Source organism: Akkermansiaceae bacterium (assembly GCA_017798145.1).
In the GTDB taxonomy this organism is placed as follows: domain Bacteria; phylum Verrucomicrobiota; class Verrucomicrobiia; order Verrucomicrobiales; family Akkermansiaceae; genus Luteolibacter.
The window spans coordinates 1,169,663-1,183,960 of sequence record CP059069.1 but is presented as its reverse complement, the minus strand read 5'-3'; the positions used below and the strand labels follow the sequence as shown (position 1 = coordinate 1,183,960).

Below are 14,298 nucleotides of genomic sequence, written 5' to 3'. Positions count from 1 at the left end.
GGGATCGAGGGATTCCAACCGGGATCAGTCCTGTCCGATGATGGCGTATGCCTTGTCCAGCGCGCTGCGGTACAGCCAGGCCTGGTCTTCCGCGTTGTCATGTCGGGAGCCGCGCTCGGCGACCGTGGAGAGCATTTCGCGTAGCCTGGCATCGAGGGATTTGTCCTTGGAGAGGGACATGAGGCACTCACGGTAGATGGCTGCGCACTTCGCAGGGTCTCCGGAATTGTAGATCGGCACCCCGCGGTCGATGGCGTTCTCGATGCTTTTCAGGGCGCTGGCGGGTGCGTCCGATTTTTTGTCATTTCCTTCAGGCAGGAGGACGGCGTCGATGATGTGGATGATGCCGTTGTCGCAGGCGATATCGGTGGATAGGATGGTGGATGAGTTCGCTTTCAAAGTGCCGTCCTTGATGGCGAAGTTGATCGTCTGTCCGGAGATGGATTTTGCCTTGCGGGCGTTGAGGGCATCACCTGCGGATACTTTCCCGGGGATGGCATGACCGGTGAGGATGGACCGGAGTTTCCCGAGGTTTTCCTTTTGCAGGAGGGATTCCACGGTTCCCTCCGGAAGACGATCGAATGCCTCGTCGGTGGGTGCGAGGATGGTGATGGGTCCATCGGCGCTGAGGGCATCGACGAGGCCGGCAGCCTTGACGGCGGCGATGAGTGTCTTGAAATTCCCGTTTTTTTCCGCGACCGCGAGGATGTCGTTTTCCGGCGGCGGCGGAAGGAGGACGGAATCGATCACATGGATGACACCGTTCCCGCAGGCTAGATCCGCGTCAAGGATGGCGGCATCGTTGACGCGCACCCGGCCTTTGGCGAAGGCGATGTTGAGCGGAGAGCCTTGGAGCGATTTCACGCTGCCTGACTTGAGCGCATCGGCCAGCCCGGCTTTTCCACGGGTGACGTGCATGGTGATGACAGCTTTGAGTTGGTCGATGTTCTCCGGCTTGAGCAGATCCCCGACGGTGCCTTGCGGCAGTTTTGCGAAAGCCTCGTCCGTGGGAGCGAAGACGGTCAAGGGGCCATCTCCGGAGAGGGTTTCCGCGAGGCCTGCGGATTGGATCGCGGCGGCGAGGGTCTTGAAGCGACCGTCCTTTGCGGCGGCGGAGAGGATGGAATTGCCGTCCTCTTGCTTGTTCGCACCGTATGTCCTGATCCAGTCGATCTGCATTTCGAAGGCGCCCGCTTTCTTGTCGCCGAGAAGTATCCCGAGGCGGCGGATCTTGGCAGGGGTCGAATTTTCGTTATTGAGGCTCATGCCGCGGAAGCTTCCTGTGAAGTCGGAAAACGGGATTTCCACCTCGGTCCATTTGCCTTTTTCCGTGGGGAAATCAGCGGAGAAGGAAACCTCCATGCCACGGAAGCGTGCATCGGTGGCGAGTCGGATCTGGTAGGTGCGGCCATCGCCCTTGACGCGGGCGGCGAGGCCTTTCGCATCGCTCAGATCGAGGGAAACATCATTCGTCCTCAGGGAGGAGAATCCGCCGTTGTTCTCAAGCGAGAGGTTCCCGCTGAAGCTGAGTATGCCGTCCGCGCCGATCGAGAGCTTGCCTTTGGAAAGGCCGCCCATGACGCCGTCGTTCACGACCTGCCATCCGAGTTTGCGTGACTCATCCGGGGAGAACTCGGCGACGGATCCGGGTTTTGCGAAGGCGGTGCCTGGCACGAGGGTGAGGGTGAGGCATGCGGTTGCAATGGCCATTGCTCTGTTGGGATGTTCCATGATGCATCAAGGGAACACCGATTCGGTCACTTGCCAGCGATATTAACATCGCGGCGTTTTTTCCGCAGGCAAGGCGGCCGGATCAGCGGGCGAGGAATTTGCGCGACTGGACGACGTATTTCAGCGCCCAGCCCTTGACCTTTGACTGCTCCTCCGGGGAAAGGGTGCGCACGACCTTTGCGGGGGAGCCGAGGACGAGCGATCCCGGGGGGATGATGCTGCCGCCTGTGACGAGCGCCCCCGCGCCGATGATGGAGCGCTCGCCGATCTCCGCGCCGTCGAGGATGATGGCACCCATGCCGACAAGCACCTCGTCCTTTACCATGCAGGCGTGGAGTATGGCGGAGTGGCCTATGGTCACCAGCTCCCCGACATGGCATCCGTAATCATCGGAGAGGTGGATGACGGCGTTGTCCTGGATGTTCGAGCGCGGGCCGATGCGGATGCGGTTGATATCTCCGCGCAGCGTCGCGTTGTACCATACGCTGGCCTCATCGCGGATTTCCACATCGCCGATCAGATCCGCGCTGGCGGCGATGAATGCCGTCGGGCTGATGCTGGGGAATTGTCCTTCGTAGGGTTCGATGGCCATGGTTTCAGGGTTGTTGCCGGTTGGAGGGCTCAGCCTCATTGTTCTTTCCGGGATCGGTCAGGGTTTTCCAATCCGGGGTGCCGTGGTCGATGCGGATCAGCTCGCTGGCGTAGACGGCATCTTCGTTGTGAGGGTCGATCTCGGCGGCCAGGGTGATTAGGAAATGCCCGAGGAGGGTGTTTTCGCCCTCGGCCTGCTGGAGGAGGAGCTGGCCGCGGGTGAGAAGGAGGCGGGCCAGCACCTGCGGGCTGTAGTCGGCCTCGGTTTTTTCCGGCATGATCCCCTTGGCGAGCTGGAACTGGGTGACGACGGCCTGGCGGTTGCGCGGGGAGAGGTGCAGGGCGAGCGCGATGATGCGGCGGGCTTGGCCGGTGCTGGCGGCGGACGCTTTTTCCGCCACGATGCGGTTGGCGGCATAGGCGGCGAGGTTGGTGGCGTATTCGTCCCGTTCCGTGTTGAGCATCACGAGCTCCGGGGAAAAGGCGCTCACCTTGATCTCAAGCGGTTGCCAGTCGAATTTTTTCTCTTCCGCACGGGCAAGGGTGGAGCCGAGGGCGAAGATCGCGATCATCGGGAATTGCCATGTTTTTCTCATCGCGGTAGAAGATGGGAAAGCATGGGCGAGTGGCAAGTGACAAATCCCGACGACCTTCTGGCCTGCCATCTTGTCGGACCGTTTGCGAAGGCGTATCTGAAGGACAGGCTGCGGGAGGATCTGCGGCGAAGGGTCGCGGAATACCCGGATGGCGACGATGCGGCGGTGGTGAGGGAGATTGCGGCGTATCTTGCGGAAAGGCCGGCGCTGAAAGTGGTTGCGGTGTTTGCGGCGCTGCCGGGGGAGGTGAATCTGCGGGCGCTGCCGGGTGTGATCGAGAGGGTCTGGGTTTTTCCCAGGGTGGAGGGGGAGGAGTTGGTTTTCCATGAGGTGGGGGATTTTGAAAAGGATCTGAAAAAGGGGAAATTCGGGATCCTGGAGCCGAAGGCGAAGCTAAGGAGGGTGAGGATCGATGAGGTGGATCTCTTTCTCTGCCCGGGGCTGGGCTTTGACCTGAAGGGCGGGAGGATAGGCAGGGGCAAGGGTTTTTACGACAGGATGCTGGAGCGGGCGCGCCCGGATGCGGTGAAGCTTGGGGTTTGCTACGGCTACCAGCTGGTGGAATCGATCGTCATGGAGGAGCATGACGCAAGGATGAACGGGGTCATCGCGGGCTGATTCCATGGGTTTCCCTTGCATCGGGCGGGAAGGCTCCTATTTTTGGGGATCATGAAACTGACAGAATTGCTCTCAGCCGTGCTGCTTGTCGCAGCAATCCCGACAAATGTTTCCGCGCATTGCCAGGTGCCTTGCGGGATTTTCGACGACGACAACGTGATCGGTTCGATGAACACCGATTTCCTCACGATCGAAAAAGCGTGTGTGGAGATCGCCGCGCTCTCGAAGGATCCCGCTGCCAATGCGCATCAGATCGTCCGCTGGACGACGAACAAGGAGACGCATGCGCAGGATCTCCAGGAAAAGGTGCTCAACCATTTCATGGCGCAGCGTCTGAAACTTCCGGAAAACGATGAGCAAAATGAGGCCTATATCGCTAAGCTCAGGCTCTGCCATGAGGTCATCGTTGCGGCGATGAAATGCAAGCAATCCACCGATATGGCCAACGTGACAAAGCTGCACGATCTGCTTCATTCCTTCGCCAAGGAATTCGGGACGAAAAAGTGAGCCTTTGGATTCCAAGGGTGAATTTTTTGCTCGCTGCGGTTTGCGCGGCCTCCGTTTCGTGCTCGGAAGTTGCGCCGGCTCCGCCGACGTCGGTTGGCGAGCCTAAGGCCAAGCCGGTGAAAATGCCGCCGACGAACCGCAAGCTCGGCAGCTCGAGGGGAATTGCCCTTGACGAGTTTTTCGCGCTCCAGCAAGCCGGCGCCGCCCTGGTCTACGATGTCCGCGTCGCATACTTCTATGCCAAGGATCACATCCCCGGGGCGGTGAACTGGCCTTACACCGAGTATGATGCCCAGGTGCAGAAACGCGACCTCGAGATCCAGCGAGCCCTGAACGATGGCAAGAAGGTCGTCTTGTATTGCTTCAACAGCGGCTGTCCGGAAGCACGCAACGTAGCGAAAAAATTGGCGCGCCGCGATTACGACATCCTGGTTTTCGGTGCGGGCATCGACACCTGGAGGGAGGCAGGGCTGCCTGTGGAAACGGGCAAGACCGCTGAGTGAGGGCCGGCTCTTCTGATTTCAGGCGTCGCCCGGCTTGGCCTTGGCATATGGTAGCCGAGTGGGCGAGGTGAGCTGGAAATAGGTGTCGAGCGCGGTGGATGCGAGCGATCCGAGGCAGGTGAGATCGATGGAGCCGTCTTCGCCGAGGGTGTTTTCCGGAAGCTGGACGAGGAGGACTTTCCCGATGATGAGGACGGTTCCGTTCGCCTCGATGGGAACCGTGCCGACAAGCTCCAGGGCATAGCGAAGCCGCGACTCCGAGACGAATGGTGCTGCGATGTCTTGCTCGAAATGGGCTGTCAGGCCGGTGGCGTGGAACTCCGAGACATCGCGCGGATAGCGGGCGGAGCAGGCGTGCGCCTTGCCGAGGATGTCCGCGTGGACGTGGTTGATGGTGTAGGATTTCGTGGCGAGGATGTTGGATAGCGTATGCCTTTCCACAAGATCCGGGCGCGATACCAGGCCAATGAGGGCGGGGTTCGATCCGAGGTGGGTGACGGTGGAATAAGGCGCGAGGTTGGTCCGCCCGTCGGCACAGATGGAGCCGATCAACGAGATGGGTTTCGGGCCGGGAAGGGAGTTGGCGAATTGGACGCGCGCGAGCTTGTCCATGGCATCGATGTCGGCGCTCGTGATGGTTTTCATCCTGGGATCAGAAGGTGCGTATGGAGGACAGGCCGCCATCGGGGCGGAGGATCTGGCCGGTGATGAAGGCGGATTCGTCGGAGAGCAGGAATGCGGCGAGGCGGGCGACATCCTTGGGGTTCCCGACGGCTTGCAGCGGGTGGCGCTTTTCGGCGGCCTCCATCTTCGCATCGTTTCCAAGGAGCGTGGAGGCAAGCGGGGTGTCGGTGAGGGAGGGAGCGATCACGTTCACGCGGATCTTAGGTGCCAGCTCCGCGGCGAGCGATCTCCCGAGCCCCTCGACGGCTGCCTTGGCGGCGGCGATGGAGGCGTGGAAAGCCATGCCCTGTGCGACGGCAACGGTTGAGAAAAGCACGATGGATGCGGCGGGGGATTTTTTCAGGGCGGGGAGGGCTTGCTGGATGGCGGCTACCGCTCCGAGGCAGTTGACCTGGAAATCGCGGAGGAAATCCTCGGCTGTCAGGCGGTGGAACGGCTTGAGGTTGATCGTGCCGGGGAAGTAGATCAGCCCGTCGAGCGTTTCGGGGAGTTCGATGGGGGAGGGGTTTTCCGCATCGAAGGGTTGGACGTGGATGCCGAGTTCGGTGAGTTGCCCGGATGAGCGCGAGGCGGCGGTGAGGGAATGGCCGGTGCTTAGCAGGAGCTTTGCGGTGGCCAGGCCGATCCCGGAATTCCCGCCTAACAGCAATGTGTTTTTCGTCATGGCGGAAGGTGGGGTGGGATCATGGCCGCGCAAGCGCGAATTGACGATCAGGAGTCCGGCACGATTTCCCGCAGCGGCAGATGCACGAAAGTTCGTTCGGCGATGCGCGGGTGGGGGAGAGTGAGCGCGGGGTGATCCAGGGTCATGCCGCCGAAGGTGAGAATGTCGATGTCGATCACGCGCGGGGCGTTGCGCACTGGCGAAGGCTCGCGCCCCAATTCCCTTTCGATGGCCTGTGTCCGGGCCAGGAGCTCCAGGGGATCCCCGCCGGAGTAATCGAAGGCAACGGCGGTGTTGAGGAATCGCGGGGAGCCGGCCGGGCAGCCATCCGGCTCCGTGTCGTGGATGGATGCCACCAGAAATGGCCGCTCCGGACAGGCCAGGCTGCGGAGGCTGGATATGGCCGCGGCGATGTTCGCCTCACGGTCACCGAGGTTGGAGCCTAGGGCGATGGCTACGAGCGGCACGTTGTCGGTGGGTTCTGGAATTCTTCGAACAAAAGGCTCCCGCCGATTGTGTCAGTCCTCCAGGTTGTAGAGCTTGCTGATGCCGTAGTTTTCCTGCACACGGAGATTCGCCTCGGCTACCTTTGCGGAGGGAATGATGAGTGGCCGGCGCGCACCATAGAGCTCGATGACATGGAATTCCGGGGGCTTCTCCGCATACAGCAGCCCGTGGGCGTGGCTGAGATCGCGCACGGCCACGCCATCGATCTTGTCCACGGCCAGCCCGCTGAAATCATCGACCTGCGAGGTGACGGGATCCGGCTGGATCTGGGTGAGCATGACGATGTCTTTCTTTTCCTGGAATATCCCTTTGGAAACATAGTCCGAGTAGAGGCGCCGGACGGTGATGTCCGTGAACTTCGAGGTGGCGAAGAGGTTCGTATCCAGTGGCTGGAACACAAGCCCTGCAAAGACGACGTAGCGGGGTTTTTTCTCATACTGGATGGAATACATCCTGGATGGCGGAAGGGGCTTGAGCGTAATCTCCACGTCGTTCCAGCCGCCATCGCGGCGGAAGCGGACGGCGAGCTTGTCTCCGCTGAATTTCCGCTCGACGATCTCGTTGAGATCCACTTTCTCGCCATCGAAGAGGACTTTCCCATCGCTGTCCACGGTCTTGCCATCGAGCGAAATGAGGATGTCACCCGTTTCCATGATGCCGTCCACTGTGCTGGTGGGCACCACGTTGGTGACCAGGACGCCTTCGCCGCTGTTGGGCAGGCCGAGGGCTTTGCGCATCGCCGGGTTGTGCAGGGGGAAGGTGCTCAGGCCAAGATCCGCGTAATGGTCGTATCTGCCGTCCGCGATGTCCTTCAGGAAACGTTTCACCACGGGCGTGGGTATGATGTAGCCGGTGTTGTCCGCCTGCCGCAGCCCTTGGAACGCCACTCCCACGACTTTCCCATCCTGCAGCACTGGGCCGCCGGAGTTGCCGGGGTTGATCGCCGCGTCGATCTGGACAACAAGGTGGGAGTCCGAGCGGCTGTGGGAATAGGGCTGGAAGTCGATCCGGGAGACAATTCCCTTGGTGACGGAGATGCGCTCGCCACCGACGGGATAGCCGATGACCGTGACCTGGGACTCCAGCACGGGCACTTCTCCGAGGGAAAAAATGGGAAAATCCTCAAAGTCCGAGAAATCCTCCAGCGAGATGATCGCAAGGTCACAGTCGTGCGCGATGAAATCCACCTTGGCCGGGTATTTTTCCGGTGAGCCGTGAATCGTCACGAGGATGCGCTGGTGATTTGAGACGACGTGCGCGTTGGTCATGATCTGGTTTTTCCCGATCAGGAAGCCGGTGCCTATGCCCCCGCCGAAACGCCCCGAATTCCATGGAGTCTGGTAGTCCGGTGTCTGTGTTGCCACCTCGATCCGGAGGACGGAGCGGTAGAGGCCGGACGAGCCACCCTGCCCCCGGACGTTGGCTGTTAGAAACAGGCTGATCGTAATGGCCAGGGCGTATGCGTAGCGGTTCATGTCGGGGCTGAAGCTATCCGCGCCGTTCGAAATGGCAAAGGAGAAGTGTCCGGGATGTTGTGAATTCCCGGAATGTCCGCTTCCGTTAATCGTGGGATTGTGTGATGTTAGATATTTTCATAACATGTTGGAAATGAATGGGTAATGTATGCATACAAAAATACGTGCGTTTCACTTTCCAAAAGCATCTTGCGGAACCGACCACCATGAACAGACTGGCTGCCGCCTCTCATTCCGCGCAGCGCTGTCATGATCCGGGGGGAGAATGACGGACGCGTGGGGTGAGGGGTCTTTGCGTGCATCACCTCGATGCGAGCGCCAGCAATGTCTGGAATTTTGGTGCGGTCTCCTCCTTGTCGGCGATGAGCGTTTCGATCCCCTGGAAGCCGGATTTCTGCATCATGGAGTGGATATGGCTCTCGGAAAACCCGAGCCAGCGGTCTGCGTAGAGCTCGCGCGCTTCGGGAAAATTGTGCTGCAGCAGATCGAGGATGATCAGCCTGCCGCCGGGCCGGAGGATGCGGAACGCCGAGTCGATGGCACGCTGCGGGTTCTCCGCGTGATGGAGCGCCTGGCTGAGGATGGCGAGGTCGATTGATTCGGCGTCGATGGGTGGCTCTTCGATGTCACCGATGCGGAATTCGAGGTTGGTGAGCCCGTTTGCGACGGCCAGTTTCTGGGCGTAATCCACCATTTTCGGGGATAGGTCGATGGCGATCACCTTTTCGGCACGCTGCGCGAGGAGCTGCGAGAGCGTGCCCTCGCCTGCGCCGAGATCGGCCACGCGGCGGTAATTGAGAACCTTGATGAGCGCTTCGGCGAGGGCTTTCCAGGAGCGGCCCGGCACGTAGTCTTTCCCGAAACGGCCTGCCAGCTCATCGAAGTAGGCGCGGGCGTAGTCCTTGCGCTTGGAGAGGATGTGGCGCAGGGCGGTGTTGTCCGCTCCAAGCTCCGGGATCTCCCCCGCCGCTCGGAGCGTGATCGGCAGCAGGGCATCGGGTATGTCGGCGGAATAGACGTTGTTTTTCCCGCTTCGTTCATCGTTCACCAGCCCAGCGGCCTTGAGCTGGGAGAGCTGGGTGGAAATGCGGCTCTGCCCCATCCCCATGATTTCCTGAAGCTCGGCCACGGTCAGCGCGTCCTGGAGGAGCAGCGACAGGATGCGGAGCCTTGTGGGATCGGAAACCAATTTCAGGGATTTGATGATTGACTCCATGTGGGTAAAGTTTACATCAACGCATCGCGATTTGACGATACGAAAATTGAAAAACACATGAGCACCTACATATTCTCCTCAGAATCCGTCGGCGAAGGCCACCCGGACAAGGTTTCGGACACCATCTCCGATGCCATCCTCGACGCCTGCCTGGCCATCGATCCAAAGAGTCGCGTTGCCTGCGAGACCTTCGTGAAAAGCAACATCGTCGTCGTCGGCGGTGAGATCACGATCCCGAAACTCCAGGACAAGAAGAAAGGCACGACCAAGCCGATCGACGAAGTGATCAACATCGGCAAGGTGATCCGTGATGCAGTCCGCGGCATCGGCTACACGAACAGCGACGATGTCTTCCACGCCGACACTCTTTTCATCAACAACTATCTCACCATCCAGAGCCCGGACATCGCACAAGGCGTTGACGCAAAGGCGGCGGAAGGTAAGAAAACCGCCAAGCAGGGAGCCGGCGACCAGGGCATCATGTTCGGCTACGCCTGCAACGAGACCCCTGAGCTGATGCCTGCGCCGATCATGTTCGCGCACCGCCTCGGCCGTGAGATGACCCGCATCCGCAAGGCCGGCAAGCTCGCACCTTGGCTGCGCCCGGATGCCAAGACGCAGGTCTCCGTCGAATACGTCGATGGCAAGCCGACCCGCATCGTCAATGTTGTCATCTCCACCCAGCACACCGCGGATGTGACCCACGCGGAGATCGAGAAATTCTGCATCGAGCAGGTCATCAAGAAAGTGCTCCCGAAGGAAATGCTCACCTCGAAAACCGAGTTTCTCATCAATCCCACCGGCAAGTTCGTCATCGGCGGGCCCCAGGGCGACAGCGGCCTGACCGGGCGCAAGATCATCGTCGATACCTACGGAGGCAGCGGCCGCCACGGCGGCGGCGCCTTCTCCGGAAAGGATCCCTCGAAGGTCGACCGCTCCGCCGCCTACATGGGCCGTTGGGTCGCGAAAAATGTCGTCGCAGCCGGTCTCGCAGAGAAGTGCGAGGTGCAGTTCGCCTATGCGATCGGCCATCCCGAACCGGTCAGCGTCCACATCGACACCTTCGGCACCGGCACCGTCGATGACGCGAAGATCCTCGGCGCCGTGCTCAAGGTTTTCTCCTTCAATCCCGCGGACATCGTCAAGCAGCTCAACCTGCTCCGCCCCATCTACTCGAAGACCACCAACTACGGCCACTTCGGCAAGGAGGATTCCGACATCACATGGGAGAAGACCGACAAGGCCTCCGCCCTCAAGAAGGCAATCGCCTGAGCAATCACACTGAACACCGACAACTGAACACTAGAAATATTTTATGAGCTTCACAGACTACAAAGTAAGGGACATCGGCCTCGCCGATTTCGGCCGCAAGGAAATCGACATCGCCGAGCACGAGATGCCCGGCCTGATGGCGACCCGCGAGAAATACGGCAAGACCAAGCCGCTCCAGGGCGTCCGCATCATGGGCTCCCTGCACATGACCATCCAGACCGCGGTGCTCATCGAGACGCTTGCGGATCTCGGCGCAGATGTGCGCTGGGTCTCATGCAACATCTTCTCGACGCAAGACCACGCCGCCGCCGCGATGGCAGCCCGCGAGATCCCGGTCTTCGCATGGAAAGGCGAGACACTTGAGGAATATTGGTGGTGCACCTGGCAGGCGCTCGTCAACAAGGACGGCCTCGGCCCGCAGCTCATCGTCGATGATGGTGGCGACGCGACCCTGCTGATCCACAAGGGCTACGAAATGGAAAACGGCTCCACCTGGCACGAAAGCCCCGGCGAGAGCGAGGAGGAGCAGGTCATCAAGGATCTGCTTGCCGACATCAAGGTCAGGCAGCCCGGTATTTTCCACACCATCGTCAAAGACTGGAAAGGCGTTTCCGAAGAGACCACCACCGGCGTTCACCGCCTCTATCAGATGGCCAAGGCGGGCACCCTCCTTGTCCCTGCGATCAACGTCAATGACTCCGTCACCAAATCGAAGTTCGACAACCTATATGGCTGCCGCGAATCCCTGCTTGATGGCATCAAGCGCGCCACCGACGTGATGATCTCCGGAAAGGTCGGGGTCGTGCTCGGCTACGGCGATGTCGGCAAAGGCTGCGCCCAGGCTCTCCGCGGAGCCGGCGCCCAGGTCGTCGTCACCGAGGTCGATCCGATCTGCGCCCTCCAGGCGGCGATGGAAGGTTTCCGCGTCCTCACCATCGAGGACACCCTCGGCTGGGGCGATATCTACGTCACCACCACCGGCAACAAGGACATCATCACCCTCGATCACATGTCGAAGATGAAAGACCAGGCCATCGTCTGCAACATCGGCCACTTCGACAACGAGATCCAGATGGACAAGCTCAACAAGGCGCCTGACGTAACCCGTCTCAACATCAAGCCGCAGGTGGACAAATACACCTTCCCGACCGGCAACAGCATCTACATGCTCGCCGAGGGTCGCCTCGTGAACCTCGGCTGCGGAACGGGCCATCCGTCCTTCGTGATGTCGAACAGCTTCACCAACCAGACGCTCGCCCAGATCGACCTGTGGGAAAACCGGGATAGCTACAAGGCCGGACAGGTGACCGTGCTTCCGAAGCATCTCGACGAAGAGGTTGCACGCCTCCACCTCGCGAAGATCGGGGCGAAGCTGACCCGGCTCACCCAGGCACAGGCCGACTACATCGGACTTTCCCCGGACGGCCCGTTCAAGGCGGATCATTACCGTTATTGATCGGTTTTATCCGAAACGAATCCAAAAGCCAGCCGTTGGAACACGGCTGGCTTTTTTGTTTGGCAAAAATGCTTGGTTTATCTCATGTGATGCAAATTTTTGTCACAAACGAAACGAAAGAAGGCAGCGTATCGGGTCCAGAAAATGGATGGGCATCAGCATGCTGGAGCAGATGGGGAATTTGCAGGGAACCGCATTCTCCGAGAGCCTGAGTCAGCCTATGTGGTGAACAAGGTGCGCGAGGGGCTGTCTTTCGATGAGTTCCACGCGATGCAGGAAATCCCCGGGGTTACGGAGGAGAAGATGGGCGCGTTGCTGGGGATGTCCCGCGCCACCTTGCACCGCCGGAAGAACACGGGTTTCCTGGATCGTGCGGAATCGGATCGGCTTGTGCGCTACGCCAGGGTTTTCAGGACGGTCAGGGATTTCCATCGAAATCAGGAAACAGCCGCCCGTTGGCTCAATAGTCCGGAGATGGCCTTCAATTACGAGAACCCGCTCGATTATGCGGATACGGAGATCGGGGCGCGGGAAGTGGAGGCGCTGATCTGGAGGATTGAGAACGGGGTGCCAAACTGACATGGCCGTTTTCTACCGGATCGTTGGCAAGCACCGCGCCGCCACCGCGATGGACGGCGAGGCCGCCAGGAAGATGGGTGGACGCTGGAACCCGCAAGGGGTTCCCGCCGCATATCTAACCGAATCGAGGGCGCTTGCAGCGCTGGAAATCCTCGTCCATGCAGGGTGGGATGCCGTGCGCTTGCCATGGGTTGTCATCACGGTGGATGTGCCCGGGGAAATCACCGATTCCGCCACTCCGCGAAACCTGCCAGCTGGCTGGGATGATCTCGAATCACCATCGCCATCCCGCAACTTCGGTGCTGGCTGGTTGGAGCGAAGTGCGAGTGCGGCCATCCTGCTGCCAAGCGCGATCATTCCCGAAGAGCGCATCCTGATGGTCAATGTGCGGCATCCCGATTTCGTGAAAATCAAGATCTCCCAACCGCAGCCATTTCACTTCGACCGCCGCTCGGGCTGAACTCAGATGCCGGACAGCTTGGAGATCATCGCGGAGGCGATGGACAGCACCAGCAGGAAACCGCACATGTCCGTGCAGGTGGTGAGTATGGGGCCGGAGGCGAGCGCGGGATCGACCTTGAGGCGCTTGAGGAAAAGAGGGACGAGTCCGCCGAGTAGAACTGAGAGGATGGTGTTGAGGCAGAGCGCGATGAAGACGGTCAGGCCGAGATAGACGTTGCCTTTCCAGAGAGTGGCGATGGAGCCGAGCACAAAGCCGAGCACAATGCCGTTGATGATGCCGACCGCGCCTTCCTTGATGACCACCCGCCAGTAATCTCCGGGACGGAGGATTCCGAGCGTGAGCTCACGGATGGAGACGGCTACCGCCTGGTTCCCGGAACAGCCGGACATGTCGGAAACGATGGGCAGGAAAACGGCCAGTGCGATGACCTCCTGCAAGGTCGCCTCGTTCGCGGCGATCACGGAGGCCGCGGCGATGTTCAGCACGATGTTGGGCCCGAGCCAGGCGAGGCGCTTGATGCAGCGGTCCCGGATCGGCATGGAGCGGAGTTCCTCCCCGTTGACGATACCGCTGGCCTGAAGGAACATTTCCGCCTGGTCTTCCGCCGTCTCATGCCTGACCGCATCCCTCGGGACGACCCCGAGGATGTGTCCCCCGGCATCGACCACAGGCAGCCCGAAGTATGGTTTCCTCTCGAAAACCTCCGCAAGGTCCTCCAGCGGCATGGTGTCGACCACGGTCAGGGGATCCGGGATCATGAGTTCGCGCACCGTGATGTTGCGAAGGGAAAGCACAAGGTCCCGGAGACGCAGCACACCGATGAGGACTCCGCCCGCATCCACGACGTACAGGTATTGCACATCCCGGTCAGAGTAATCCTCCGCGTGCTCACCGAGATCCTGGAGCACTTCCCCGACGCTGCAGCTCTCGCGAAAGGTCACCGGCCTGCCGCGCATCAGCGATCCCGCGCAGCCGTCCTCATACTCGAGGCGCTTCCTAAAGCTCCTCCTGATCCCCGGATCCGCGATCCCGGCGATGATTTCCTCCGCATCGTCCTCGTGGAGTTCGCGCAGGAGATTGGATGATTGTTCCGTGGGGAGTTCGAAAAGGATGGCGGCGGCCTCTTCCGCGGCCAGTCCTTCGATGATCTCGACGGCCTGGGCCTCGGTGAGGTGGGAGAGAAGTTTTGCGGCATCCTCCGCACCGAGGATCTGGATCAGCGTTTCCGCACGTTCCGCGCTCAGGCGCGAGACGGCGCGGCGTTGGTCCTCCCAGTCGAGGGTCTTGATTGCCCCAAGGGCGCGGATGCCGTCCCTGGCACTGATCGCAGCCGAGAGGGCTTCCAAGGCCTTGGCTATATACTCCCTGTCTTCCTGGACTGTCTCCGGCATGGGCGCTACCATTCACTCTTTCCCCGCCCCGTCAACCGCCGTGCG

At 60.6% G+C, this 14,298-nt stretch carries 16 protein-coding genes; 7 read left to right on the top strand and 9 right to left on the bottom strand.

The features are described from left to right. Window positions 1-24: 24 nt before the first annotated feature. The 3 genes from HZ994_05060 to HZ994_05050 form a co-directional block, all read right to left on the bottom strand. On the bottom strand, window positions 25-1,710 hold the full coding sequence (locus HZ994_05060; protein ID QTN31719.1) for a CIA30 family protein: 1,686 nt from the start codon (window positions 1,708-1,710) through the stop codon (window positions 25-27). Between the two features lie 103 nt (window positions 1,711-1,813). Further along, on the bottom strand, window positions 1,814-2,323 hold the full coding sequence (locus HZ994_05055; protein QTN31718.1) for a gamma carbonic anhydrase family protein: 510 nt from the start codon (window positions 2,321-2,323) through the stop codon (window positions 1,814-1,816). A gap of 4 nt (window positions 2,324-2,327) precedes the next feature. After that, the gene (locus tag HZ994_05050) at window positions 2,328-2,918 is read right to left on the bottom strand and encodes a hypothetical protein (protein QTN31717.1); all 591 of its coding nucleotides are present in this window, start codon (window positions 2,916-2,918) and stop codon (window positions 2,328-2,330) included. 21 nt (window positions 2,919-2,939) lie between these two features. Between HZ994_05050 and HZ994_05045 the strand changes: the two genes are divergently transcribed. From HZ994_05045 to HZ994_05035, 3 genes are read left to right on the top strand one after another with little or no spacing between them, the layout of a single operon-like run. Further along, window positions 2,940-3,536, top strand: coding sequence for a 5-formyltetrahydrofolate cyclo-ligase (locus HZ994_05045; protein QTN31716.1), 597 nt, complete (start codon window positions 2,940-2,942; stop codon window positions 3,534-3,536). Window positions 3,537-3,587: 51 nt separating this feature from the next. Then, window positions 3,588-4,043: a hypothetical protein gene (locus tag HZ994_05040; GenBank protein QTN31715.1), complete on the top strand. Its 456-nt coding sequence runs from the start codon at window positions 3,588-3,590 to the stop codon at window positions 4,041-4,043. A gap of 17 nt (window positions 4,044-4,060) precedes the next feature. Further along, window positions 4,061-4,546 (top strand): rhodanese-like domain-containing protein, encoded by a 486-nt coding sequence (locus HZ994_05035; GenBank protein QTN31714.1) that lies wholly within the window; start codon window positions 4,061-4,063, stop codon window positions 4,544-4,546. A gap of 18 nt (window positions 4,547-4,564) precedes the next feature. Here HZ994_05035 and HZ994_05030 read toward each other — a convergent pair whose 3' ends face one another. The 5 genes from HZ994_05030 to HZ994_05010 all read right to left on the bottom strand — a co-directional run bounded on the left by HZ994_05030 (window position 4,565) and on the right by HZ994_05010 (window position 9,092). After that, window positions 4,565-5,191 (bottom strand): flavin reductase, encoded by a 627-nt coding sequence (locus tag HZ994_05030; GenBank protein ID QTN31713.1) that lies wholly within the window; start codon window positions 5,189-5,191, stop codon window positions 4,565-4,567. Window positions 5,192-5,198: 7 nt separating this feature from the next. Beyond that, window positions 5,199-5,894, bottom strand: coding sequence for an SDR family oxidoreductase (locus tag HZ994_05025; protein QTN31712.1), 696 nt, complete (start codon window positions 5,892-5,894; stop codon window positions 5,199-5,201). A gap of 47 nt (window positions 5,895-5,941) precedes the next feature. Continuing rightward, a complete protein-coding gene (gene folK / locus HZ994_05020; protein QTN31711.1) occupies window positions 5,942-6,361 on the bottom strand; it encodes a 2-amino-4-hydroxy-6-hydroxymethyldihydropteridine diphosphokinase in 420 nt (139 codons plus the stop codon). Between the two features lie 51 nt (window positions 6,362-6,412). Beyond that, window positions 6,413-7,876, bottom strand: coding sequence for a trypsin-like peptidase domain-containing protein (locus tag HZ994_05015; GenBank protein QTN31710.1), 1,464 nt, complete (start codon window positions 7,874-7,876; stop codon window positions 6,413-6,415). Window positions 7,877-8,177: 301 nt separating this feature from the next. Beyond that, on the bottom strand, window positions 8,178-9,092 hold the full coding sequence (locus tag HZ994_05010) for a metalloregulator ArsR/SmtB family transcription factor (protein ID QTN31709.1): 915 nt from the start codon (window positions 9,090-9,092) through the stop codon (window positions 8,178-8,180). A 57-nt stretch (window positions 9,093-9,149) separates the two neighbouring features. On the opposite strand from HZ994_05010, the gene HZ994_05005 reads away from it, so the two are divergent. The 4 genes from HZ994_05005 (at window position 9,150) to HZ994_04990 (ending at window position 12,859) form a co-directional block, all read left to right on the top strand. After that, window positions 9,150-10,364, top strand: a complete 1,215-nt coding sequence (locus HZ994_05005; GenBank protein QTN31708.1) for a methionine adenosyltransferase — start codon at window positions 9,150-9,152, stop codon at window positions 10,362-10,364. Window positions 10,365-10,407: 43 nt separating this feature from the next. Further along, window positions 10,408-11,820, top strand: coding sequence for an adenosylhomocysteinase (locus HZ994_05000; protein QTN31707.1), 1,413 nt, complete (start codon window positions 10,408-10,410; stop codon window positions 11,818-11,820). A 225-nt stretch (window positions 11,821-12,045) separates the two neighbouring features. Next, on the top strand, window positions 12,046-12,399 hold the full coding sequence (locus HZ994_04995) for a DUF2384 domain-containing protein (protein ID QTN31706.1): 354 nt from the start codon (window positions 12,046-12,048) through the stop codon (window positions 12,397-12,399). Window position 12,400: 1 nt separating this feature from the next. Then, on the top strand, window positions 12,401-12,859 hold the full coding sequence (locus HZ994_04990; protein QTN31705.1) for an RES domain-containing protein: 459 nt from the start codon (window positions 12,401-12,403) through the stop codon (window positions 12,857-12,859). Between the two features lie 2 nt (window positions 12,860-12,861). Here HZ994_04990 and mgtE read toward each other — a convergent pair whose 3' ends face one another. After that, the gene (mgtE, locus tag HZ994_04985) at window positions 12,862-14,253 is read right to left on the bottom strand and encodes a magnesium transporter (GenBank protein QTN31704.1); all 1,392 of its coding nucleotides are present in this window, start codon (window positions 14,251-14,253) and stop codon (window positions 12,862-12,864) included. Window positions 14,254-14,298 lie beyond the last annotated feature (45 nt).

Bases quoted from the DNA above. Each gene is read 5' to 3' on its own strand.
- HZ994_05045 (QTN31716.1), top strand. From the start codon at position 2,940: ATGGGCGAGTGGCAAGTGACAAATCCCGACGACCTTCTGGCCTGCCAT.
- HZ994_05050 (QTN31717.1), bottom strand. From the start codon at position 2,918: ATGAGAAAAACATGGCAATTCCCGATGATCGCGATCTTCGCCCTCGGC.
- HZ994_05040 (QTN31715.1), top strand. From the start codon at position 3,588: ATGAAACTGACAGAATTGCTCTCAGCCGTGCTGCTTGTCGCAGCAATC.
- HZ994_05055 (QTN31718.1), bottom strand. From the start codon at position 2,323: ATGGCCATCGAACCCTACGAAGGACAATTCCCCAGCATCAGCCCGACG.
- HZ994_05030 (QTN31713.1), bottom strand. From the start codon at position 5,191: ATGAAAACCATCACGAGCGCCGACATCGATGCCATGGACAAGCTCGCG.
- HZ994_05000 (QTN31707.1), top strand. From the start codon at position 10,408: ATGAGCTTCACAGACTACAAAGTAAGGGACATCGGCCTCGCCGATTTC.
- HZ994_05025 (QTN31712.1), bottom strand. From the start codon at position 5,894: ATGACGAAAAACACATTGCTGTTAGGCGGGAATTCCGGGATCGGCCTG.
- HZ994_05005 (QTN31708.1), top strand. From the start codon at position 9,150: ATGAGCACCTACATATTCTCCTCAGAATCCGTCGGCGAAGGCCACCCG.
- HZ994_04990 (QTN31705.1), top strand. From the start codon at position 12,401: ATGGCCGTTTTCTACCGGATCGTTGGCAAGCACCGCGCCGCCACCGCG.
- HZ994_05015 (QTN31710.1), bottom strand. From the start codon at position 7,876: ATGAACCGCTACGCATACGCCCTGGCCATTACGATCAGCCTGTTTCTA.
- mgtE (QTN31704.1), bottom strand. From the start codon at position 14,253: ATGCCGGAGACAGTCCAGGAAGACAGGGAGTATATAGCCAAGGCCTTG.
- HZ994_05060 (QTN31719.1), bottom strand. From the start codon at position 1,710: ATGGCCATTGCAACCGCATGCCTCACCCTCACCCTCGTGCCAGGCACC.
- HZ994_05010 (QTN31709.1), bottom strand. From the start codon at position 9,092: ATGGAGTCAATCATCAAATCCCTGAAATTGGTTTCCGATCCCACAAGG.